The sequence below is a fragment of the Pseudomonas sp. IT-196MI5 genome (assembly GCF_949767415.1).
Lineage (GTDB): Bacteria > Pseudomonadota > Gammaproteobacteria > Pseudomonadales > Pseudomonadaceae > Aquipseudomonas.
Genome location: NZ_CATKPZ010000033.1, coordinates 245,030 through 263,976 on the forward strand (window position 1 = coordinate 245,030; position 18,947 = coordinate 263,976).

General features: G+C 61.2%; 20 protein-coding genes. 14 read left to right on the top strand and 6 right to left on the bottom strand.

Going from position 1 to position 18,947, the window contains the following annotated elements; genetic code table 11:
* Positions 1-42: 42 nt before the first annotated feature.
* The 3 genes from spoT to ACM6IK_RS19565 all read left to right on the top strand — a co-directional run bounded on the left by spoT (position 43) and on the right by ACM6IK_RS19565 (position 3,365).
* Entirely contained in the window at positions 43-2,148 is a 2,106-nt protein-coding gene (gene spoT / locus ACM6IK_RS19555; protein ID WP_414875638.1) for a bifunctional GTP diphosphokinase/guanosine-3',5'-bis pyrophosphate 3'-pyrophosphohydrolase, read from the top strand.
* A gap of 28 nt (positions 2,149-2,176) precedes the next feature.
* The gene (locus tag ACM6IK_RS19560) at positions 2,177-2,557 is read left to right on the top strand and encodes a RidA family protein (protein WP_003229509.1); all 381 of its coding nucleotides are present in this window, start codon (positions 2,177-2,179) and stop codon (positions 2,555-2,557) included.
* 67 nt (positions 2,558-2,624) lie between these two features.
* On the top strand, positions 2,625-3,365 hold the full coding sequence (locus ACM6IK_RS19565; protein WP_414875639.1) for a hypothetical protein: 741 nt from the start codon (positions 2,625-2,627) through the stop codon (positions 3,363-3,365).
* 73 nt (positions 3,366-3,438) lie between these two features.
* Here ACM6IK_RS19565 and ACM6IK_RS19570 read toward each other — a convergent pair whose 3' ends face one another.
* Positions 3,439-4,296: an SDR family oxidoreductase gene (locus ACM6IK_RS19570; protein ID WP_414875640.1), complete on the bottom strand. Its 858-nt coding sequence runs from the start codon at positions 4,294-4,296 to the stop codon at positions 3,439-3,441.
* 188 nt (positions 4,297-4,484) lie between these two features.
* Between ACM6IK_RS19570 and exbB the strand changes: the two genes are divergently transcribed.
* The 6 genes from exbB to ACM6IK_RS19600 all read left to right on the top strand — a co-directional run bounded on the left by exbB (position 4,485) and on the right by ACM6IK_RS19600 (position 11,392).
* Positions 4,485-5,429 carry a tonB-system energizer ExbB gene (exbB, locus tag ACM6IK_RS19575; protein ID WP_414875641.1) on the top strand — a complete coding sequence of 315 codons (945 nt, stop codon included), beginning with the start codon at positions 4,485-4,487 and terminating at the stop codon, positions 5,427-5,429.
* Positions 5,430-5,435: 6 nt separating this feature from the next.
* A complete protein-coding gene (exbD, locus tag ACM6IK_RS19580; protein ID WP_108217242.1) occupies positions 5,436-5,864 on the top strand; it encodes a TonB system transport protein ExbD in 429 nt (142 codons plus the stop codon).
* The gene (locus ACM6IK_RS19585; protein WP_414875642.1) at positions 5,861-6,610 is read left to right on the top strand and encodes an energy transducer TonB family protein; all 750 of its coding nucleotides are present in this window, start codon (positions 5,861-5,863) and stop codon (positions 6,608-6,610) included. The genes exbD and ACM6IK_RS19585 overlap by 4 nt, the downstream gene beginning before the upstream one ends.
* 288 nt (positions 6,611-6,898) lie before the next feature.
* Positions 6,899-7,828 (top strand): hydrogen peroxide-inducible genes activator, encoded by a 930-nt coding sequence (locus ACM6IK_RS19590; protein WP_108218876.1) that lies wholly within the window; start codon positions 6,899-6,901, stop codon positions 7,826-7,828.
* 9 nt (positions 7,829-7,837) lie between these two features.
* The gene (recG, locus tag ACM6IK_RS19595; protein ID WP_414875643.1) at positions 7,838-9,913 is read left to right on the top strand and encodes an ATP-dependent DNA helicase RecG; all 2,076 of its coding nucleotides are present in this window, start codon (positions 7,838-7,840) and stop codon (positions 9,911-9,913) included.
* A gap of 78 nt (positions 9,914-9,991) precedes the next feature.
* The gene (locus tag ACM6IK_RS19600; protein WP_414875644.1) at positions 9,992-11,392 is read left to right on the top strand and encodes an aminoacyl-tRNA deacylase and HDOD domain-containing protein; all 1,401 of its coding nucleotides are present in this window, start codon (positions 9,992-9,994) and stop codon (positions 11,390-11,392) included.
* A gap of 83 nt (positions 11,393-11,475) precedes the next feature.
* Here the strand turns inward: ACM6IK_RS19600 and ACM6IK_RS19605 are convergent, their stop codons facing one another.
* Entirely contained in the window at positions 11,476-11,859 is a 384-nt protein-coding gene (locus ACM6IK_RS19605; protein ID WP_414875645.1) for a helicase, read from the bottom strand.
* A 382-nt stretch (positions 11,860-12,241) separates the two neighbouring features.
* Here ACM6IK_RS19605 and ACM6IK_RS19610 point away from each other — a divergent pair, with 382 nt between their 5' ends.
* The gene (locus ACM6IK_RS19610; protein WP_414875646.1) at positions 12,242-12,634 is read left to right on the top strand and encodes a DUF6124 family protein; all 393 of its coding nucleotides are present in this window, start codon (positions 12,242-12,244) and stop codon (positions 12,632-12,634) included.
* Positions 12,635-12,723: 89 nt separating this feature from the next.
* Here ACM6IK_RS19610 and ACM6IK_RS19615 read toward each other — a convergent pair whose 3' ends face one another.
* The 3 genes from ACM6IK_RS19615 to ACM6IK_RS19625 form a co-directional block, all read right to left on the bottom strand.
* Complete coding sequence (locus ACM6IK_RS19615; protein ID WP_003195589.1) at positions 12,724-12,999, bottom strand: HU family DNA-binding protein; 276 nt, start codon at positions 12,997-12,999, stop codon at positions 12,724-12,726.
* Between the two features lie 194 nt (positions 13,000-13,193).
* The gene (locus ACM6IK_RS19620; RefSeq protein WP_414875647.1) at positions 13,194-14,342 is read right to left on the bottom strand and encodes an NAD(P)/FAD-dependent oxidoreductase; all 1,149 of its coding nucleotides are present in this window, start codon (positions 14,340-14,342) and stop codon (positions 13,194-13,196) included.
* Between the two features lie 18 nt (positions 14,343-14,360).
* Positions 14,361-14,531, bottom strand: a complete 171-nt coding sequence (locus tag ACM6IK_RS19625) for a rubredoxin (RefSeq protein ID WP_007995385.1) — start codon at positions 14,529-14,531, stop codon at positions 14,361-14,363.
* Positions 14,532-14,731: 200 nt separating this feature from the next.
* Here ACM6IK_RS19625 and ACM6IK_RS19630 point away from each other — a divergent pair, with 200 nt between their 5' ends.
* Both ACM6IK_RS19630 and ubiA read left to right on the top strand, forming a co-directional pair.
* The gene (locus tag ACM6IK_RS19630; RefSeq protein WP_108218870.1) at positions 14,732-15,295 is read left to right on the top strand and encodes a chorismate--pyruvate lyase family protein; all 564 of its coding nucleotides are present in this window, start codon (positions 14,732-14,734) and stop codon (positions 15,293-15,295) included.
* A complete protein-coding gene (gene ubiA, locus ACM6IK_RS19635; RefSeq protein ID WP_414875648.1) occupies positions 15,295-16,185 on the top strand; it encodes a 4-hydroxybenzoate octaprenyltransferase in 891 nt (296 codons plus the stop codon). The genes ACM6IK_RS19630 and ubiA overlap by 1 nt, the downstream gene beginning before the upstream one ends.
* Positions 16,186-16,245: 60 nt before the next feature.
* Here the strand turns inward: ubiA and ACM6IK_RS19640 are convergent, their stop codons facing one another.
* Entirely contained in the window at positions 16,246-16,629 is a 384-nt protein-coding gene (locus ACM6IK_RS19640) for a hypothetical protein (protein WP_414875649.1), read from the bottom strand.
* A gap of 155 nt (positions 16,630-16,784) precedes the next feature.
* On the opposite strand from ACM6IK_RS19640, the gene phoB reads away from it, so the two are divergent.
* Positions 16,785-17,474 (top strand): phosphate regulon transcriptional regulator PhoB, encoded by a 690-nt coding sequence (phoB, locus tag ACM6IK_RS19645; protein WP_003229608.1) that lies wholly within the window; start codon positions 16,785-16,787, stop codon positions 17,472-17,474.
* 75 nt (positions 17,475-17,549) lie between these two features.
* Positions 17,550-18,836, top strand: a complete 1,287-nt coding sequence (phoR, locus tag ACM6IK_RS19650) for a phosphate regulon sensor histidine kinase PhoR (RefSeq protein ID WP_414875786.1) — start codon at positions 17,550-17,552, stop codon at positions 18,834-18,836.
* The last annotated feature ends 111 nt before the right edge of the window (positions 18,837-18,947 follow it).

Here is an 18,947-nt window from a genome sequence, read left to right on the forward strand (position 1 = left end):
ACGTAGCACGGCGCGGGATCACAGCTTGCGGCAGGAGATATCATGCCGAGCATAGACGCCCTCGCCGATCGCTTATCGACCTACCTCGGCAACGACCAGGTCAACCTGGTCCGCCGAGCGTATTTCTACGCCGAACAAGCCCACGACGGCCAACGCCGCCGTAGCGGCGAGGCGTACGTCACGCACCCGCTCGCGGTTGCGAATATTCTTGCCGACATGCACATGGACCATCAGAGCCTGATGGCTGCGATGCTGCATGACGTGATCGAAGACACCGGTATTGCCAAGGAAGCGCTGCAAGCGCAGTTCGGCGAAACCGTGGCCGAACTGGTCGATGGGGTCAGCAAACTGACCCAGATGAATTTCGAGACCAAAGCGGAAGCCCAGGCTGAAAACTTCCAGAAAATGGCCATGGCCATGGCCCGCGACATTCGCGTGATCCTGGTCAAGCTGGCCGACCGCCTGCACAACATGCGCACCCTGGAAGTGTTGTCCGGCGAAAAGCGCCGACGCATCGCCAAGGAAACCCTGGAAATCTATGCGCCCATCGCCAACCGGCTGGGCATGCACGCCATCCGCATAGAGTTCGAAGACCTCGGCTTCAAGGCCATGCACCCGATGCGTTCCGCGCGGATCAACCAGGCGGTCAAACGCGCCCGGGGCAACCGCAAGGAAATCGTCAACAAGATCGAAGAGTCCTTGAGCCACTGCCTGGCCATTGATGGCATCCAGGGCGAGGTCAGCGGCCGGCAGAAACACCTCTACGGCATCTACAAGAAAATGCGCGGCAAGCGTCGGGCCTTCAACGAGATCATGGACGTCTACGCGTTCCGGATCATCGTCGACAAGGTCGATACCTGCTACCGCGTGCTGGGCGCTGTACATAATTTGTACAAGCCACTGCCGGGACGCTTCAAGGATTACATCGCGATCCCCAAGGCAAACGGCTATCAGTCGCTGCACACCACGCTGTTCGGCATGCACGGCGTACCGATCGAGATCCAGATCCGCACCCGCGAAATGGAAGAGATGGCCAACAACGGCATCGCCGCCCATTGGCTGTACAAATCCAGCGGCGACGAGCAGCCCAAAGGCACCCATGCCCGCGCCCGCCAGTGGGTCAAAGGCGTGCTGGAAATGCAGCAACGCGCCGGCAACTCGCTGGAATTCATCGAAAGCGTGAAGATCGACCTGTTCCCGGACGAGGTCTACGTGTTCACGCCCAAAGGCCGGATCATGGAGCTGCCCAAGGGCTCCACGGCAGTCGACTTCGCTTACGCGGTGCACACTGACGTCGGCAACAGCTGCATTGCCTGCCGAATCAATCGCCGTCTCGCGCCGCTGTCCGAACCGCTGCAAAGCGGCTCCACGGTCGAGATTGTCAGCGCTCCCGGCGCCCGCCCAAACCCGGCCTGGCTTAACTTCGTGGTCACCGGCAAGGCGCGCACGCACATCCGCCACGCACTGAAACTGCAACGCCGCTCCGAATCCATCAGCCTCGGCGAACGCCTGCTGAACAAGGTCCTCAACGGTTTCGACAGTGCGCTGGAGAAAATCCCGGCCGAACGCGTCAAGGCCATGCTTATCGAGTACCGTCTCGAACTGATCGAAGATTTGCTCGAAGACATCGGCCTGGGCAATCGCATGGCCTATGTTGTGGCCCGCCGACTGCTGGGCGAAGGCGAACATTTGCCAAGTCCGGAAGGCCCGCTGGCGATTCGCGGCACCGAAGGCCTGGTGCTCAGCTACGCCAAGTGCTGCACGCCGATCCCGGGCGACCCGATTGTCGGCCACCTGTCCGCCGGCAAAGGCATGGTCGTGCACCTGGATAATTGCCGCAACATCAGCGAAATCCGGCACAACCCGGAAAAGTGCATCCAGCTCTCGTGGGCCAAGGATGTCACCGGCGAATTCAACGTCGAGCTGCGCGTCGAGCTGGAGCACCAGCGCGGCCTGATCGCCCTGCTGGCCAGCAGCGTCAACGCAGCCGACGGCAATATCGAGAAAATCAGCATGGACGAACGCGATGGTCGCATCAGCGTGGTCCAGTTGGTGGTCAGCGTGCACGACCGCGTGCACCTGGCCCGCGTGATCAAGAAACTGCGCGCCTTGTCCGGGGTGACTCGCATCACCCGCATGCGTGCATAGCTCGCCAACACATTACAAGGAGTCATACATGACCAAGACTGTTATCACCAGCGACAAGGCCCCGGCCGCCATCGGTACTTACTCCCAGGCGATCAAGGCTGGCAACACCGTTTACATGTCGGGCCAGATTCCTCTGGACCCAAAAACCATGGAACTGGTTGAAGGCTTCGAAGCCCAGACCGTCCAGGTGTTCGAGAACCTCAAGGCCGTGGCTGAAGCCGCTGGCGGTTCGTTCAAGGACATCGTCAAGCTGAACATCTTCCTCACCGATCTGAGCCACTTCGCCAAGGTCAACGAGATCATGGGCAAGTACTTCGACCAGCCTTACCCTGCCCGCGCCGCCATCGGTGTAGCAGCCCTGCCAAAGGGTTCGCAGGTTGAAATGGATGCCATCCTGGTCATCGAGTAATGCGTGCGGCGCAGCCCAAGGCTGCGCCGACTGCTCTGCTGTAAAGAAAGCTTGAAAGGATTCCACCATGCGCAACGCGCTTGCTCTCTCGCTGCTCGCCCTGTTCCTGGGCGGATGTGCCAGCAACCCTGCCGATCGTGATGTCAGCGGCACCTGGATCAACCAGGTGGCGATCGATGCTGCAGCCAAAGGTGTCCCCCTGCGTGAAGCGCTCCAGGCCTATGGCCCGAATCTGGAATGGGACATCAACACCAAGGCCAGTCAGGCCCGCTACACCAACGGCTTTGAAAACGTCGAAGGCAAACTGCTGGGTGAAGAGTCCGGTGCCTGGAAAGTCGACTTTTATGGCAGTTCGGCCAGTGAGCTGACGCGTGACGGCAAGCAACTGAGCCAGTCTGCCAGCGACAACGAGCCCGAACAGGTCTTCGACCGCGCTCAGATCACGGTGCCGGAGGGCGCTCCGATCGGCGCCAGTTTCGAGCGTGCACTGTATTCAGCCTACATGGGCGGCAGCTGGACAATCGTCAACGGTCCCGGCGAAGGCAGTACCGTGCAATTCCAGGCCGATGGCCAGGTGACCGGCCTGCCAGGCAGCGACCGCTATGCGTTGTGCCTGGCCGGCGATTGCGCATCCATGAGCGGCGGCAACGACAATATGTGGCTGCAACAAAATGGCCAGGGCAACGCCTGGATCTTTGCGCGCAAGGGCAAAGAGCTGGAGATTTTCCAGACCGTGAACACGGCGCAGGCGGATGAAATGCCCTCGTTCACCCCGGGTGAGCGCAAGTGGCTGCTCGAGAAGCAATAAGCGCCCGTTGAAAGCACCACAAAACACTGTGGGAGCGAGCTTGCTCCCACAGTTGTTTCAGAGTGCCTGAACGTCAGCAGCGCCCTTCAATGATCGCCGCATACCCCTCGCGGAAACTCGGGTACTTCGGCGTCCAGCCCAATGCCTTGGCCCGCGCATTACTGCAGCGCTTGCTGCCAGTGCGACGCACGCTATCGTCATCGGCCCATTCGGTCACACCCAGATACTCGCGCAACCAGCCCACCACATCCGCCAGCGCTGCCGGTGCGTCATCGACGCCGATGTAGATATCATCCAGCGCCACGCCACGCCGATCCGCCTCAAGCAGGCACGCCATCAACCCCGCGGCATCGTCCGCATGAATCCGGTTGGCATACAACGGTGGTTCGACCGCCACGCGATAACCCCGGCGCACCTGCGTCAGCAGCCATTCACGGCCGGGGCCGTAAATGCCGGTCAAGCGCACGATACTGGCCGGAATGCCGCTTTTAAGGGCAAGTTGCTCGGCTTCGAGCATCACACGTCCGGAATAACCTGCCGCCACGGCTGGCGAAGTTTCGTCGACCCACTCGCCCACTTGTTGCCCGTAAACACTGCTACTGGAAACAAACAACAGGCGATTGGGCATCTGCCCGTAGTCGTTCAGCCACTCCAGCACATGCTCCAGGCCCTGGACATACGCAGCGCGGTAACCGGCTTCGTCGTGATCGGTGGCCGCCGCGCAATACACCAGGTAATCCACGGCACCGATTGGCCAAGTGGCTGGGCAGTCTTTGTTGAACAGGTCACCGGCAACACCGATGACGCCCTTGGGCAGGCGTGAAACGTCGCGACGCAGGCCGTGAACCTCCCACCCGGCCGTCAGCAGTTGTGTGGCCAGGCGGCTGCCGACATCACCGCAGCCGGCGATCAAAACAGTAGGCGCAGACATCAGAAAACTCCCATCGGAAAGCCACAGACTAGCGCCGGCAATAGACAGGCGGCTAGCAATGCAGGAAAAAAAGAGACGCTATTACTTCTGTTAACAAGAATTACTTGCAATAATGCACCCCACTTTTGTTCTCGGCCTTTCGAGGCCTGGAAGAACATCACCCGTTTTTTCTCTCAGGTCCGGCCAGCATGACACGCAATCAATTCCCCGCTTCGCCAACCAAACGACCTCGCGCCTGGAGCGCGGTGGCCGCCCTGCTCCTCAGCCTGATGCTCGCACCAGTCACCGCTTTCGCCGATGCCCAGGTATCCACTACTCCGGCCGCCGCTACAGCACCTGCACCGGCCGCGACCGATCCTGCCCAGGCAGCACCGGCAGAAACCTTGGGTGAAGACGTTCCTGAAGTCCTCGAAGCCGACAACACCCTGGGCATGGCCCATGACCTGTCGCCGTGGGGCATGTACAAGAATGCCGACATCATCGTGAAAATCGTGATGATCGGCCTGGCCATTGCCTCGATCATCACCTGGACCATCTGGATCGCCAAGGGCCTTGAGTTGATGGGCGCCAAACGTCGACTGCGCGGTGAAATCGCCCAACTGAAAAAATCCGCCTCCCTCAAGGAAGCCAGCGCCACTGCGGCGAAGGAAGGCACCCTGGCCAACCTGCTGGTGCATGACGCCCTCGAAGAGATGCGCCTGTCGGTCAACAGCCGCGAGAAAGAAGGCATCAAGGAACGCGTGAGCTTCCGTCTTGAGCGCCTGGTCGCGGCCTGCGGCCGCAACATGAGCAGCGGAACCGGCGTACTGGCGACCATCGGCTCGACTGCGCCGTTCGTCGGCCTGTTCGGTACCGTGTGGGGCATCATGAACAGCTTCATCGGCATCGCCAAGACCCAGACCACCAACCTCGCCGTCGTCGCTCCCGGCATCGCCGAGGCCCTGCTGGCCACCGCGCTGGGCCTGGTTGCAGCGATCCCTGCAGTCGTGATCTACAACGTCTTTGCCCGCTCCATTGCCGGCTACAAGGCCCAGGTGTCCGACGCCTCGGCACAGGTTCTGCTGCTGGTCAGCCGTGACCTCGACCACCAGCCTGAGCGCAGCTCGCAACCGCACATGGTGAAAGTGGGGTAATCGGCCATGGGCCTGCATTTGAAGGAAGGGGCAGACGACGATCTGTCCGAAAACCACGAAATCAATGTCACGCCGTTCATCGACGTGATGCTGGTGCTGTTGATCATCTTCATGGTGGCGGCCCCTCTGGCCACCGTGGACATCAAGGTCGATCTGCCCGCCTCGACCGCCAAGCCGGCACCGCGGCCAGAGAAACCGGTGTTCCTCAGCGTCAAGGCTGACCAGCGCCTGTTCCTCGGCGAAGACGAAGTGAAGGCCGAAGCACTCGGCGCCACGCTCGACGCCAAAACCCAGGGCAAGAAAGACACGACAATCTTCTTCCAGGCCGACAAAGGCGTGGATTACGGCGACCTGATGAGCGTGATGGATAACCTGCGCTCTGCCGGCTACCTGAAGGTGGGTCTTGTCGGTCTCGAGTCGGCAGCCAAAAAATGATCACGACGCGCCATAAGCTGACGCGTTACAGCGGTAGCCTGGCTGTGGTGCTGGGCGTTCACGCGCTGGCCATCGCGCTGGCGCTGAACTGGTCCACCCCTGCGCCCATCGAATTGCCCCCCCAGGCAATGCTGGTCGAACTGGCACCGGTTCCTGCCCCGCCACCGCCTGCTCCGCCGAAGATCGTCACCCCGCCGCAGCCACCGGCTCCGGCTGAAGAACTGCCGATACCCAAGCTCGCTGAAGCGCCGAAAGCTGAAATTGCCGTGCCCAAGCCGGTCAAACCCAAGCCGAAGCCGCAGCCGCCCAAGCCGGTAGAGAAGAAGCCCGAACCGCCGAAGGAAAAGCCGGCCGAAGAGAAACCGGCCGAAACGCAACAGGCTCAGACGCCAACGGTGAAATCCGCCCAGCCTGCGCCCGGCCCTTCGCCGGCTCAACTGGCGGCCAAGGCCAGCTGGCAAGGCACCTTGCTGGCGCACCTGCAGAAGTACAAGAAGTACCCGGCAAGTGCCCAGGCGCGGGGCAAGGAAGGCATGAACCGTCTGCGTTTCGTCGTGGATGCCGAAGGCAATGTGTTGTCGTTTGAGCTGATAGGCGCCTCGGGCACTGCCGATCTGGACCGGGCCACCCTGGAAATGATCCGCCGCGCTCAACCGCTGCCCAAGCCACCGGCCGACATGCTGACCAATGGCTCCATCGAAATCGTTGCACCGTTTGTGTATTCGCTGGAAAAACGCCGGCGGTAGTAAACGCACCACCGCCCCATGTGGGAGCGAGCTTGCTCGCGATAGCGGTCTGACATTCAACGAAAATGTCGAATGTTGGGCCCTCATCGCGAGCAAGCTCGCTCCCACAGAGTTTTCTGCCAGCTGGAAGGTCGCGTTCCAAGCCAAAAAGGCACCGAAAGGTGCCTTTCGCTTATCTGCCAGCGGCAAACCGGCATTGCCCAGTGTCACTCGACGCACTCAGTCTGATAACGTGCGTCTATCGATTGCAGCCGGTATGCTTGGCCCGCAACTTCATGGACGCTTGCTATGACTCTTACAGAATTACGCTACATCGTTACCCTCGCCCAAGAGCAGCACTTCGGCCACGCGGCCGAGCGTTGCCACGTCAGCCAGCCGACCCTTTCGGTGGGCGTGAAAAAGCTTGAAGACGAACTCGGTGTGCTGATTTTCGAGCGCAGCAAAAGCGCCGTGCGCCTGACCCCAGTCGGTGAAGGCATCGTCGCCCAGGCGCAGAAAGTGCTGGAACAAGCCCAGGGCATCCGCGAACTGGCCCAGGCCGGCAAGAATCAACTGACCGCCCCGCTCAAAGTCGGCGCGATCTACACCGTCGGGCCTTACCTGTTTCCGCACCTGATTCCACAACTGCACCGGGTCGCCCCGCAGATGCCGTTGTACATCGAGGAAAACTTCACCCACGTGCTGCGCGACAAACTGCGCAACGGCGAGCTCGATGCAATCATCATCGCCCTGCCGTTCAATGAAGCCGACGTGCTGACCTTGCAACTCTACGACGAGCCCTTCTACGTACTGATGCCGGCCCAGCACCCGTGGACGCAAAAAGAATCCATCGACGCCAACCTGCTCAACGACAAGAGCCTGCTGCTGCTCGGCGAAGGCCACTGCTTCCGCGATCAGGTACTGGAAGCCTGCCCGACCCTGACCAAAGGCAACGACGGCGCCAAGCACACCACGGTGGAATCCAGCTCCCTGGAAACCATTCGCCACATGGTCGCGTCCGGCCTGGGTATATCGATCCTGCCGTTATCGGCAGTCGACAGCCATCACTACGCTCCCGGCGTGATCGAGGTGCGCCCACTCTCGGCACCCGTACCGTTCCGCACCGTGGCCATTGCCTGGCGCGCGAGCTTCCCGCGTCCGAAGGCGATTGAAATCCTCGCCGACTCCATTCGCCTGTGCTCGGTGGCCAAGCCAGCGGCACAAGTCGCTGCGGGCTAAGCAACGGTCATGAGCGAGTTGTCGCAAGTGTCGGTGACGGCACTCAAGGGTGTCGGTGAAGCCATGGCCGAGAAACTGGCCAAGGTCGGCCTGGAAAACCTCCAGGACGTGCTGTTTCACCTGCCGCTGCGCTATCAGGACCGCACCCGCGTCGTCCCGATTGGCGCATTGCGACCCGGACAGGACGCGGTCATCGAAGGCACCGTCAGCGGCGCCGACGTGGTCATGGGCCGGCGACGCAGCCTGGTCGTGCGTTTGCAGGACGGTACCGGCGGACTCAGCCTGCGCTTCTACCATTTCAGCAACGCGCAGAAAGAAGGCCTCAAACGCGGCACGCGGATTCGCTGCTACGGCGAGGCACGGCCCGGTGCTTCGGGGCTGGAGATCTACCACCCGGAATACCGCGCCATCACCGGCGACGAACCGCCGCCGGTGGATGAAACCCTGACCCCGGTCTACCCGCTCACCGAAGGCCTGACCCAACAGCGCTTGCGCCAGTTGTGCATGCAGACCCTCACCCTGCTCGGCCCCAGCAGCCTGCCCGACTGGCTGCCGAACGAACTGGCTCGCGACTACCAATTGGCGCCACTGGCCGATGCGATCCGCTACCTGCACAACCCACCCGCCGATGCCGACGTTGATGAACTGGCCCTCGGTCACCACTGGGCGCAGCACCGTCTGGCCTTCGAAGAACTGCTGACCCATCAATTGTCGCAACAGCGTCTGCGCGAAAGCATGCGCTCCCTGCGTGCGCCAGCGATGCCCAAAGCCACCCGACTGCCGGCCAAATACCTGGCCAACCTCGGCTTCAACCCGACCGGTGCCCAGCAACGGGTCGGCAACGAAATCGCATACGACCTCAGCCAGCACGAACCCATGCTGCGGCTGATCCAGGGCGACGTTGGCGCCGGCAAAACCGTAGTCGCCGCCCTCGCTGCGCTGCAAGCGCTGGAGGCCGGCTATCAGGTCGCGCTGATGGCGCCCACCGAGATTCTCGCCGAGCAGCACTTCATCACGTTCAAGCGCTGGCTCGAACCGCTGGGCATCGAAGTCGCGTGGCTGGCCGGCAAGCTCAAGGGCAAGAACCGCGTGGCTGCGCTGGAGCAAATCGCCAGCGGAACACCGATGGTGGTCGGCACTCACGCGCTGTTCCAGGAGGAAGTGCAGTTCAAGAACCTGGCGCTGGTGATCATCGACGAGCAGCACCGCTTCGGCGTGCAGCAGCGTCTGGCCTTGCGGCAGAAGGGCGTCGGCGGGCGCATGTGCCCGCACCAGTTGATCATGACCGCCACGCCGATTCCGCGCACGCTGGCCATGAGCGCCTACGCTGATCTCGACACCTCGATCCTCGACGAACTGCCGCCCGGCCGAACTCCGGTCAACACCGTACTGATCACCGACACCCGCCGGGTCGAAGTCATCGAGCGGGTACGCAGCGCTTGCGCCGAAGGGCGTCAGGCCTATTGGGTGTGCACGCTGATCGAAGAGTCGGAAGAGCTGACCTGCCAGGCCGCCGAAACCACTTATGAAGATCTCACCGCCGCCCTCGGCGAGTTGAAGGTCGGGCTGATCCACGGCCGCATGAAGCCCGTAGAAAAAGCCGCGGTGATGGCCGAGTTCAAGGCGGGCAACCTGCAACTGCTGGTCGCGACCACGGTGATCGAGGTGGGCGTGGACGTACCCAACGCCAGCCTGATGATCATTGAGAACCCGGAGCGCCTGGGCCTGGCGCAACTGCACCAGTTGCGCGGCCGCGTCGGCCGGGGCAGCGCCGTCAGCCATTGCGTGCTGCTCTACCATCCGCCGCTGTCGCAGATCGGCCGCCAGCGCCTGGGCATCATGCGCGAAACCAACGATGGTTTCGTCATCGCCGAAAGGGATCTGGAACTGCGCGGCCCCGGCGAAATGCTCGGCACCCGGCAAACCGGCCTGCTCCAATTCAAAGTCGCTGACCTGATGCGTGATGCCGATTTGTTGCCCGCCGTACGGGATGCCGCCCAGGCATTGCTCGAGCGCTGGCCAACCCACGTCAGCCCGCTACTCGACCGCTGGCTGCGTCACGGGCAGCAATACGGCCAAGTCTAAGCACCGTCGCAGTTTCCGGGCCATGGGTTTGAGCAAGCTGGTTATACTCCTGCAATTGTTTTGAAACGGATACAGTTCATGACCGAAGTTGCCCAAGCACCCGCCACCCCGCACGCTCCGTCGGTTATTCGGCTGATGCTGGGCAAGTTGGCCATTGCCTACGAAGAAGTGCTGGACCATCACGGCCTCAATGCCGCGCGCAAAGTGCAGGCCGTTCTGCTGGATGACAGCGTCGGCGCGTTGATGGTGTTGTTCCCGCAGAGCCAGTTGCTCGACCTCAATCGCCTGACCGAACTCACCGGTCGCCGCCTCACTGCCGTACCCGTCGAACGCCTGGAAAAAATGCTCGGCAAGCACAACCTGAGCCTGTTGCCCGGCCTGCCCGCGCTCACCAGTTCGCCGTGCCTGTACGAAGAAAGCCTGCTGCGCGAACCAAAGCTGCTGGTCAACTCCGGTGAGCCGGGCGTGCTGCTGGAAATCTCCAGCGAAGACTTCAAGACCATGCTGACCAAGGCCAGCGCCGCCAACTTCGGCGAAAACCTGACCAGCATCCGCCCCAACCTCGACCGCCCCGATGACGACCGCGAGGAAATCACCCAGGCCGTCCAGGCGTTCACCGCGCGGCGTATCCAGCAGCGCCTGGAAGCGACCATCGAGATTCCGCCGCTGGCCGAAACCGCGCAAAAAATCATCAAGCTGCGCGTCGATCCCAATGCCACCATCGACGACATCACCGGCGTGGTCGAAACCGACCCGGCGCTGGCCGCTCAAGTCGTGAGCTGGGCGGCATCGCCGTATTACGCCTCGCCCGGCAAGATCCGCTCGGTGGAAGACGCCATCGTGCGCGTGCTGGGCTTCGACCTGGTGATCAACCTGGCGCTGGGCCTGGCCCTGGGCAAAACCCTGAGCCTGCCCAAGGACCACCCGCAACACTCCACGCCGTACTGGCAGCAATCGATCTACACCGCCGCCGTCATCGAAGGCCTGACCCGCGCCATGCCGCGCGCCCAGCGTCCGGAAGCCGGCCTGACCTACCTGGCCGGCCTGCTGCACAACTTCGGCTACCTGCTGCTGGCCCACGTGTTCCCGCCGCACTTCTCGCTGATCTGCCGCCACCTGGAGGTCAACCCGCACCTGTGCCACAGCTTCGTGGAACAACACCTGCTGGGCATCAGCCGGGAACAGATCGGCACATGGCTGATGCGTTTCTGGGACATGCCTGAAGAACTGGCCACCGCCCTGCGCTTCCAGCACGATCCGCATTACGACGGCGACTTCGCTGAGTACCCGAACCTGGTGTGCCTGTCTGTACGCCTGCTGCGCAGCCATGGCATCGGCTCCGGCCCCGACGAAGGCATCCCCGACGCCCTGCTCGAACGCCTTGGCCTGAGCCGCGAAAAAGCCAACGACGTGGTCAGCAAAGTCCTCGAGGCCGAAGTGTTGCTGCGCGAACTGGCTTCGCAATTCACCCAGGCATAAAAAACCCGCTCCCACCGGATCACCTAAATCCTGTGGGAGCGAGCTTGCTCGCTATGAATCCACCGCGGTCTACCTGAAAGACCTCAAGCCTTGGGCTTGGCCTTCTTCGGCTTCAAATACTTGGTCAGCCCCTGGAACCAGATCACCAGCGCCGGGTTGCCCTTGATCTGAATCGACTTGTCCTGAATCCCCGTCATGAACGCCAGTTGCTTGTTCTTCGCCTGCATCGTGGCAAAGCCGTACGCGGCGTCTTTAAAGGCAATCGCAAACGCAGGCTCGGCATGCACACCCGATTGGCTGGTGATGCGCCGGTCCTTCACGCGAAATTGCCGCGCCACTTTCCCGTCCAGGGTCTGCAGCTGAAACACCAGATCCTTGTCACCCAACTGCTGCTGAAACGCCGGATTGGTCCGGCTGGCCTTACCCATCAACAAACCCAGCATCCACAGCAGAAAACGAAATTTCATGCGCACAGCCTCAAGAGAAAAATGAACGGCCGGGGCAGTTTAGCGGCTTCAGAAGATAACACCAGTATCCTGATGCATTAGAAGAAGATCATTACCATTACCAGCACAATGACCACTAAGTCACATTATCTTTAAAACACTCCGGCCACTCCACACGCCACTTCTGTACCTGAAGAAACACATTCTGAGCTACCGAAGGCTGCGATCTTTTGATCCCCCCACCCTGCAAACCTGTCGGAAACTTCCTTCAAAATGCTGCGCCATACATGAGCTAGGCGAATTTTGAATTCATCGATAACCTCTGATCGTCACCACCAAAACGGCGACCGGATGTGCAAGTCCGAAATCGGGAGCAAAACTTCTTAACCAAGGATTTACACCGATGACTCCGATACCCGATGCATCCGAAAACGAAGCCACATCCCCCTACGAATCCCTCGATTCCAAAAAACTCCACGAAGCCGCCGAACGCGCCCTCGATCACAATCTCGCCCCACCAAAACAAACACCAACAAAACGTAGCGGCCAACTCTTCAGCGTCTATCCGGACGTCAACACCGAAGCACTCCTGGCCAACGCCTCGGAAGATCTGCTGTCCATCAGCGCCATCGCCGCTGACCTGGCCGATGACGTAGACGGCTCGCGCCGCTCAGTAGCCCTGGCGATCAGTCGCGTGGCTGAGGGCGCGCATTTGCTGGTAGAGCGGGCGCTGGATCATCTGGATGAGCCGGAGATGGCGGCGATTCTCGCCAAGCAACAAAGCAGGCTTGACTGACTCGCCACCCACAAAAAATGGGCACCCAACCCTGGTTGGCGTGCCCATTTTTTATTCCACTCCCCCGCGACGCGGGAGGTGAAAACGGATTACGGATTAACGCTGTCTTTCAACGATTTGCCTGGCTTGAACGCAACGGTGTTGCTGGCCTTGATTTTGACGGGCTCACCGGTTTGCGGGTTTTTGCCGGTGCGGGCACCGCGATGGCGTTGCAGGAAGGTGCCGAAGCCCACCAGTGTCACGCTGTCTTTGCGGTGCAGGGCACCGGTGATTTCTTCAAGAACGGCGTTGAGAACGCGGTTGGCTTGTTCTTTGGTGAGGTCTGCCTTTTCAGCAATGGCTGCGGCGAGGTCTGGTTTACGCATGTGAGTGAAGCCCCTTTGACGGTTTGTTGTTGTTATGTCCGTGCTGCTCTCTGTGGAGCAGCGCCAAAAGCGCCGCAGGTGCTCTACTCTGCGGCAGACAGGAGTGAGGATGGCACGCAGTGAGGCCCCGCGCCAGTATCGGCGCGGCCATTGTTAGGGCAAAAGGGGGGTGATTCCGACAGAACGACCGGTATTTACGCCAACAGGGCCGGCAGCTCTTTGTTCAGGGCCAGTTTTTCCATCACGGCGGCGCCGGTGAGGGCATAGCCGAGCAGCTTGCCCGCGGCATCGCGGCATAACACCTTGATGTCGGCGCCCTGCCCTTCGACTGTCCAGATGCCCTCTGCGCCCCGTGGCGGCGGGGATACCACCAACGGGCAGACCGGGGTTTTGACGGTGATCGGCATCGGGCCATAGGTGACGGCGGTCGGATTGCCGGCCAGGGTTTGCGCCAGCGCTCGCGCACAACTCATCAGGGGCATGACGTACAGCAGATTCAACCCGTCGACCTCGGCACAATCGCCCAGCGCGTAGATGTTGGCGTGGGAGGTTTTCAGGTGCCGGTCAACCATGACGCCGCGGCTGACCTGCAGACCAGCCGCTGCCGCGAGGTCGACCCGTGGGCGCAGGCCAATAGCCGAGACCACCACGTCGCACGGGATCACCTGGCCATCGGACAGGTGCGCTTCCAGGCCGTCAGCCACGCGCTGCAGGCGGTTGAGCACCGGCCCGAGATGGAAGCGTGCGCCGAGGCTTTCGAGGCCAGCCTGTACCGCAGCGGCGGCCGCCGGGTGCAACAGGGTCGGCATGACTTGTTCGCAGGGTGCAACCAGTTGCACTTCGTAGCCGCCCAGGGTCAGGTCGTTGGCGAACTCGCAGCCGATCAGGCCGGCACCGAGCAGCAGCACGCGGCGCTTGCCGGCTGCCGCCGCACGGAAGCGTGCGTAGTCTTCCAGGTCGTTGATAGGGAAGACGCAATCCGCCGCGTCGCCTTCGATGGGCACGCGCACGGTTTCGGCGCCCCAGGCCAGGATCAGGTCGCGGTAGATCACCGCTTCTTCACCGATCCACAGCCGTTTGTGGCCCGGGTCGATGCCGCTGATGCGGGTGTGGGTGCGTATTTCCGCTTTGAGTTGTTCGGCCATGGCGCCGGGTTCAGCCATGCTCAGGCCGTCGGCATCCTTGTTTTTGCCGAAGCCGGTGGAGAGCATCGGCTTGGAGTAGGAGCGCCCGTCATCGGCGGTGATCAGCAGCAGCGGGGTTTCGCAATCGAGTTTGCGAAACTCGCGGGCCACGTTGTAGCCCGCCAGGCCGGTACCAATGATGACGACAGGTGCGTTCATTCCTTACTCCTCAAGTATTCAGGCAGCGATTTCGATCATTTCAAAATCCATTTTGCCCACACCGCAGTCCGGGCACAGCCAGTCTGCCGGGACGTCTTCCCAACGGGTGCCGGGCGCAATGCCGTCATCCGGCCAACCGTCGGCTTCGTTGTAGATCAGGCCGCAGACGATACATTGCCACTTTTTCATTCAGGTACTTCCTCAGGGTTCAGGCGTTTTGTCGGCCGGACGGTCGATGGTTGTAGCACTGCCGTCCAACTCAGCGCGTTTTGTACTGATCGGGGCCGCCGGATGCAAGCCTGTTCGGCGCAACGGCAGGCCATTTCAATCGATATCGGCGGCTGACATGTTAAGCTCGCCGCCTCATTTGCTGCCAATAATGACTCATTGTGCATCACACAGAATCCCCCTCTCCAGCTCCGCTCTGGCTTTCGCGCAGCGAACTGGCGCCCCTCCCCGATGCCTCCACCCTCGACTGGCTGTTCGACGAAGGCTCGCTGACCAGACGTCTGATTCATCTGTCGAATGATGCCTTCAGCGTCTCGCCGATGTTCGAAGGCTGGCAACCCCTGCGTGCCGACGAATGCGCAGCGCTGGACCTGGCCGAAGGCAGTGAGGGCTGGGTGCGTGAGGTGTATTTGCGCGGTCACGGCCAGGCGTGGGTGTTTGCGCGCAGCGTGGCGTCACGCAGTGCATTGCAAGGCGACGGCTTGCACATGGACGAATTGGGCAGCCGCTCGCTGGGCGAATTGCTGTTTTGCGATCAGGCGTTCCAGCGCCGGGCCATCGAGGTTTGCCATTATCCGCAAGCGTGGCTGCCCGCCGAGGTGCAATCGCCTGGGCTGTGGGGCCGCCGTTCGCGTTTCGACCGTGGCGCCTTGAGTGTTCTGGTGGCCGAAATTTTCCTGCCTTCCCTGTGGGACGCCACCTGCGCCCAATCGGAGAACCGTTGATGTACCAAAGCCTGCTCAAGTCCTTGAACCGCTTGAACCCTCGGGCCTGGGACTTCATTCAGCTGACACGCATGGACAAGCCGATCGGCATTTACCTGCTGCTGTGGCCGACGCTGTGGGCGCTGTGGATTGCCGGCAAAGGTTCGCCGTCATTGGCCAATATCGTTATTTTCGTCCTCGGCGTGGTGTTGACCCGCGCCGGCGGCTGCGTGATCAACGACTGGGCGGACCGCAAGGTCGATGGCCATGTGAAGCGTACCGAACAGCGGCCGCTGGTGAGCGGCAAGATCAGCTCCAAAGAGGCGTTGGTGTTCTTCGCGTTACTGATGGGCGTGAGTTTCCTGCTGGTGCTGTGCACCAATGCAGCGACCGTTTGGCTGTCATTGGGTGGCCTGGCACTGGCATTCAGTTACCCGTTCATGAAGCGCTACACCTATTACCCGCAAGTGGTGCTGGGCGCGGCGTTTTCCTGGGGCATGCCGATGGCGTTCACCGCGGAAACCGGTGAATTGCCGGCTGTCGCGTGGCTGCTGTGGATCGCCAACCTGATGTGGACGGTGGGTTACGACACCTATTACGCGATGACTGACCGCGATGACGACCTGAAGATCGGCGTGAAGTCCACGGCGATTCTGTTTGGCGATGCAGACCGGGTGATCATCCTGACCTTGCAAGGCTTGGCGCTGGGTTGCCTGTTGCTGGCCGGGTCGAAGTTCGAGCTCGGTGGCTGGTTCCATCTCGGCTTGCTGACGGCGGCGGGCTGTTTTGCGTGGGAATTCTGGTATACCCGAGGCAAGGACCGAATGCGCTGTTTCAAGGCGTTTTTGCACAATCACTGGGCGGGCCTAGCGATTTTCGTCGGGATTGTGCTGGATTACGCGTTGCGTTGACCTTTGAAAAGATCGCAGCCTGCGGCAGCGCCTGCCGAAGGCTGCGATCTTTTTGCGGTATTACATATGCTCGCGAACGACGTGCCAGACGTCTTTTTTCTTGTCACCCGTCATGTCTCCGGGTTTTTTGTCGTCTTCGTAGTAGTACAGCGGCTTGCCGTCATAAGCCCATTGCATCTTGCCATCGTCACGCTTGATGACTGTCCATTTACCTTCGGCCTTGGCACCCGCCGGCGCCATCATTGGCGGCCAGTATTTGGCGCAGTCGCCGTTGCACATCGACTTGCCGCCCGAGTCCTTGTCGAAGGTGTACAGGGTCATCCCTTTTTGGTCGGTCATCATGCCGTCTTTCATCATGCCCGGTCCGGCGGCGAAGGCCATCGATGGCAATGCCAAGGCAGCGGCCAGCAGCAGGGCCTTGAAGGATTGCGAGTGTCGATTCATTTGAAACCTTCCTTTTGTGGTTGTCAGGATTCGGACTTAAAAGCTTAGCCCAGGATCCAGCCAATCGCCGACCGACTAAAATACTGTCACACGACTGCAATAATTCCGTTATCTAATGCGGCGCAAGACAGTTAAATGACAAGAGGAATAAGGGCATGGTTGGCAGGAGCATTCTGATCGTCGACGACGAAGCGCCTATTCGCGAAATGATCGCCGTTGCATTGGAAATGGCCGGCTATGACTGCCTGGAGGCTGAAAACTCCCAGCAGGCCCACGCCATTATCGTCGACCGAAAACCGGACCTGATCCTGCTCGACTGGATGCTGCCCGGCACGTCCGGCATCGAGCTGGCCCGTCGTCTCAAGCGTGATGAACTGACCGGGGACATCCCGATCATCATGCTCACCGCCAAGGGTGAAGAGGACAACAAGATCCAGGGCCTGGAAGTCGGCGCCGACGACTACATCACCAAGCCGTTTTCCCCCCGTGAGCTGGTGGCGCGCCTGAAGGCCGTGCTGCGCCGTGCCGGCCCGACCGATGGCGAAGCGCCTATCGAAGTCGGCGGCCTGCTGCTGGACCCGATCAGCCACCGCGTGACCATCGATGGCCGTCCCGCCGAGATGGGCCCGACCGAATACCGTCTGCTGCAATTTTTCATGACCCACCAGGAGCGCGCCTACACGCGTGGCCAGTTGCTGGATCAGGTCTGGGGTGGCAACGTCTACGTCGAAGAGCGTACGGTCGACGTGCACATTCGACGCCTGCGCAAAGCCCTCGGCGATGCTTACGAAAATCTGGTACAAACCGTGCGCGGCACTGGCTACCGGTTCTCGACCAAGGCCTGATGATCGCAGCGGTTCCACTTTCAAGGACGTATTTTTTTCGTGAACCAAAACTGGCATGGCACCCTGATTCGCCACATGCTGCTGCTGGTCACCGCCTGCCTGGTGATCGGCCTGATCACCGGCTATTACGGCTGGAGCCTCGCCGCAGGCCTGGGCCTTTACCTGGCCTGGACCCTCAAGCAATTGCTGCGTCTGCACGAGTGGCTGCGCCTGCACAAACCCGATGAAGCGCCACCCGACGGCTACGGCCTGTGGGGCGAGGTGTTCGACAGCATCTACCACCTGCAACGCCGCGACCAACGGGTACGCGGACGCCTGCAAGCGGTGATCGACCGGGTTCAGGAATCCACCGCCGCGCTGAAAGATGCGGTGATCATGCTCGACACCGATGGCAACCTGGAATGGTGGAACCGCGCCGCCGAAACCCTGCTGGGCCTCAAGACCCCGCAGGACAGCGGCCAGCCGGTGACCAACCTGGTGCGCCATCCGCGCTTCAAGGAATACTTCGAGCAAGACAGCTACGCCGAGCCGCTGGAAATTCCTTCGCCGACCAACGACCGCGTGCGCATCCAGCTGTACATCACCCGCTACGGCAACAACGAACACTTGATGCTGGTGCGCGATGTGACGCGTATCCATCAGCTTGAGCAAATGCGCAAAGACTTCATCGCCAACGTTTCCCATGAACTGCGTACACCATTGACGGTGATCTGCGGCTACCTGGAAACCTTGCTCGATAACGTCGACGAGGTGAACCCACGCTGGAGCCGTGCCTTGCAGCAGATGCAGCAACAGGGCGGACGCATGCAGACCCTGCTCAATGACCTGTTGTTGCTGGCCAAGCTGGAAGCCACCGATTATCCGTCGGACAACCAGCCAGTGCCGATCGACGGCCTGCTGCAATCGATCAAGAGCGATGCGCAGCAGTTGTCCGGCCAGAAAAACCAGACAATCACCCTGGAAGCCGACCCGACGATTCTGCTCAAGGGCAGCGAGGCGGAGTTGCGCAGCGCGTTTTCCAACCTGGTGTTCAACGCGGTGAAATACACCCCGGCCGAAGGCAATATCCGCATTCGTTGGTGGGGCGATGACCAAGGGGCGCACTTGAGCGTGCAGGATTCCGGGATCGGCATCGATGCCAAACATCTGCCGCGTCTGACCGAACGCTTCTATCGCGTCGACTCCAGCCGCAATTCCAACACCGGTGGCACCGGCCTGGGGCTGGCGATCGTCAAACACGTCTTGTTACGGCATCGGGCGCGGATGGAAATCAGCAGCGTACCGGGCCACGGCAGCACCTTCACCTGCCACTTTGCCCCGGCCCAGGTCACCAAATCCCGGATTATCAGCACCGCCGACTGATACCGGTCAGCACGCACCACTAGGCAACTGGCCGGTCAGCCGCTACATTGGCTGACTTGCGCCTGCCTTTCAGGCGCGATTTTTACTTCCCTCTCGATTATACGGAACCCG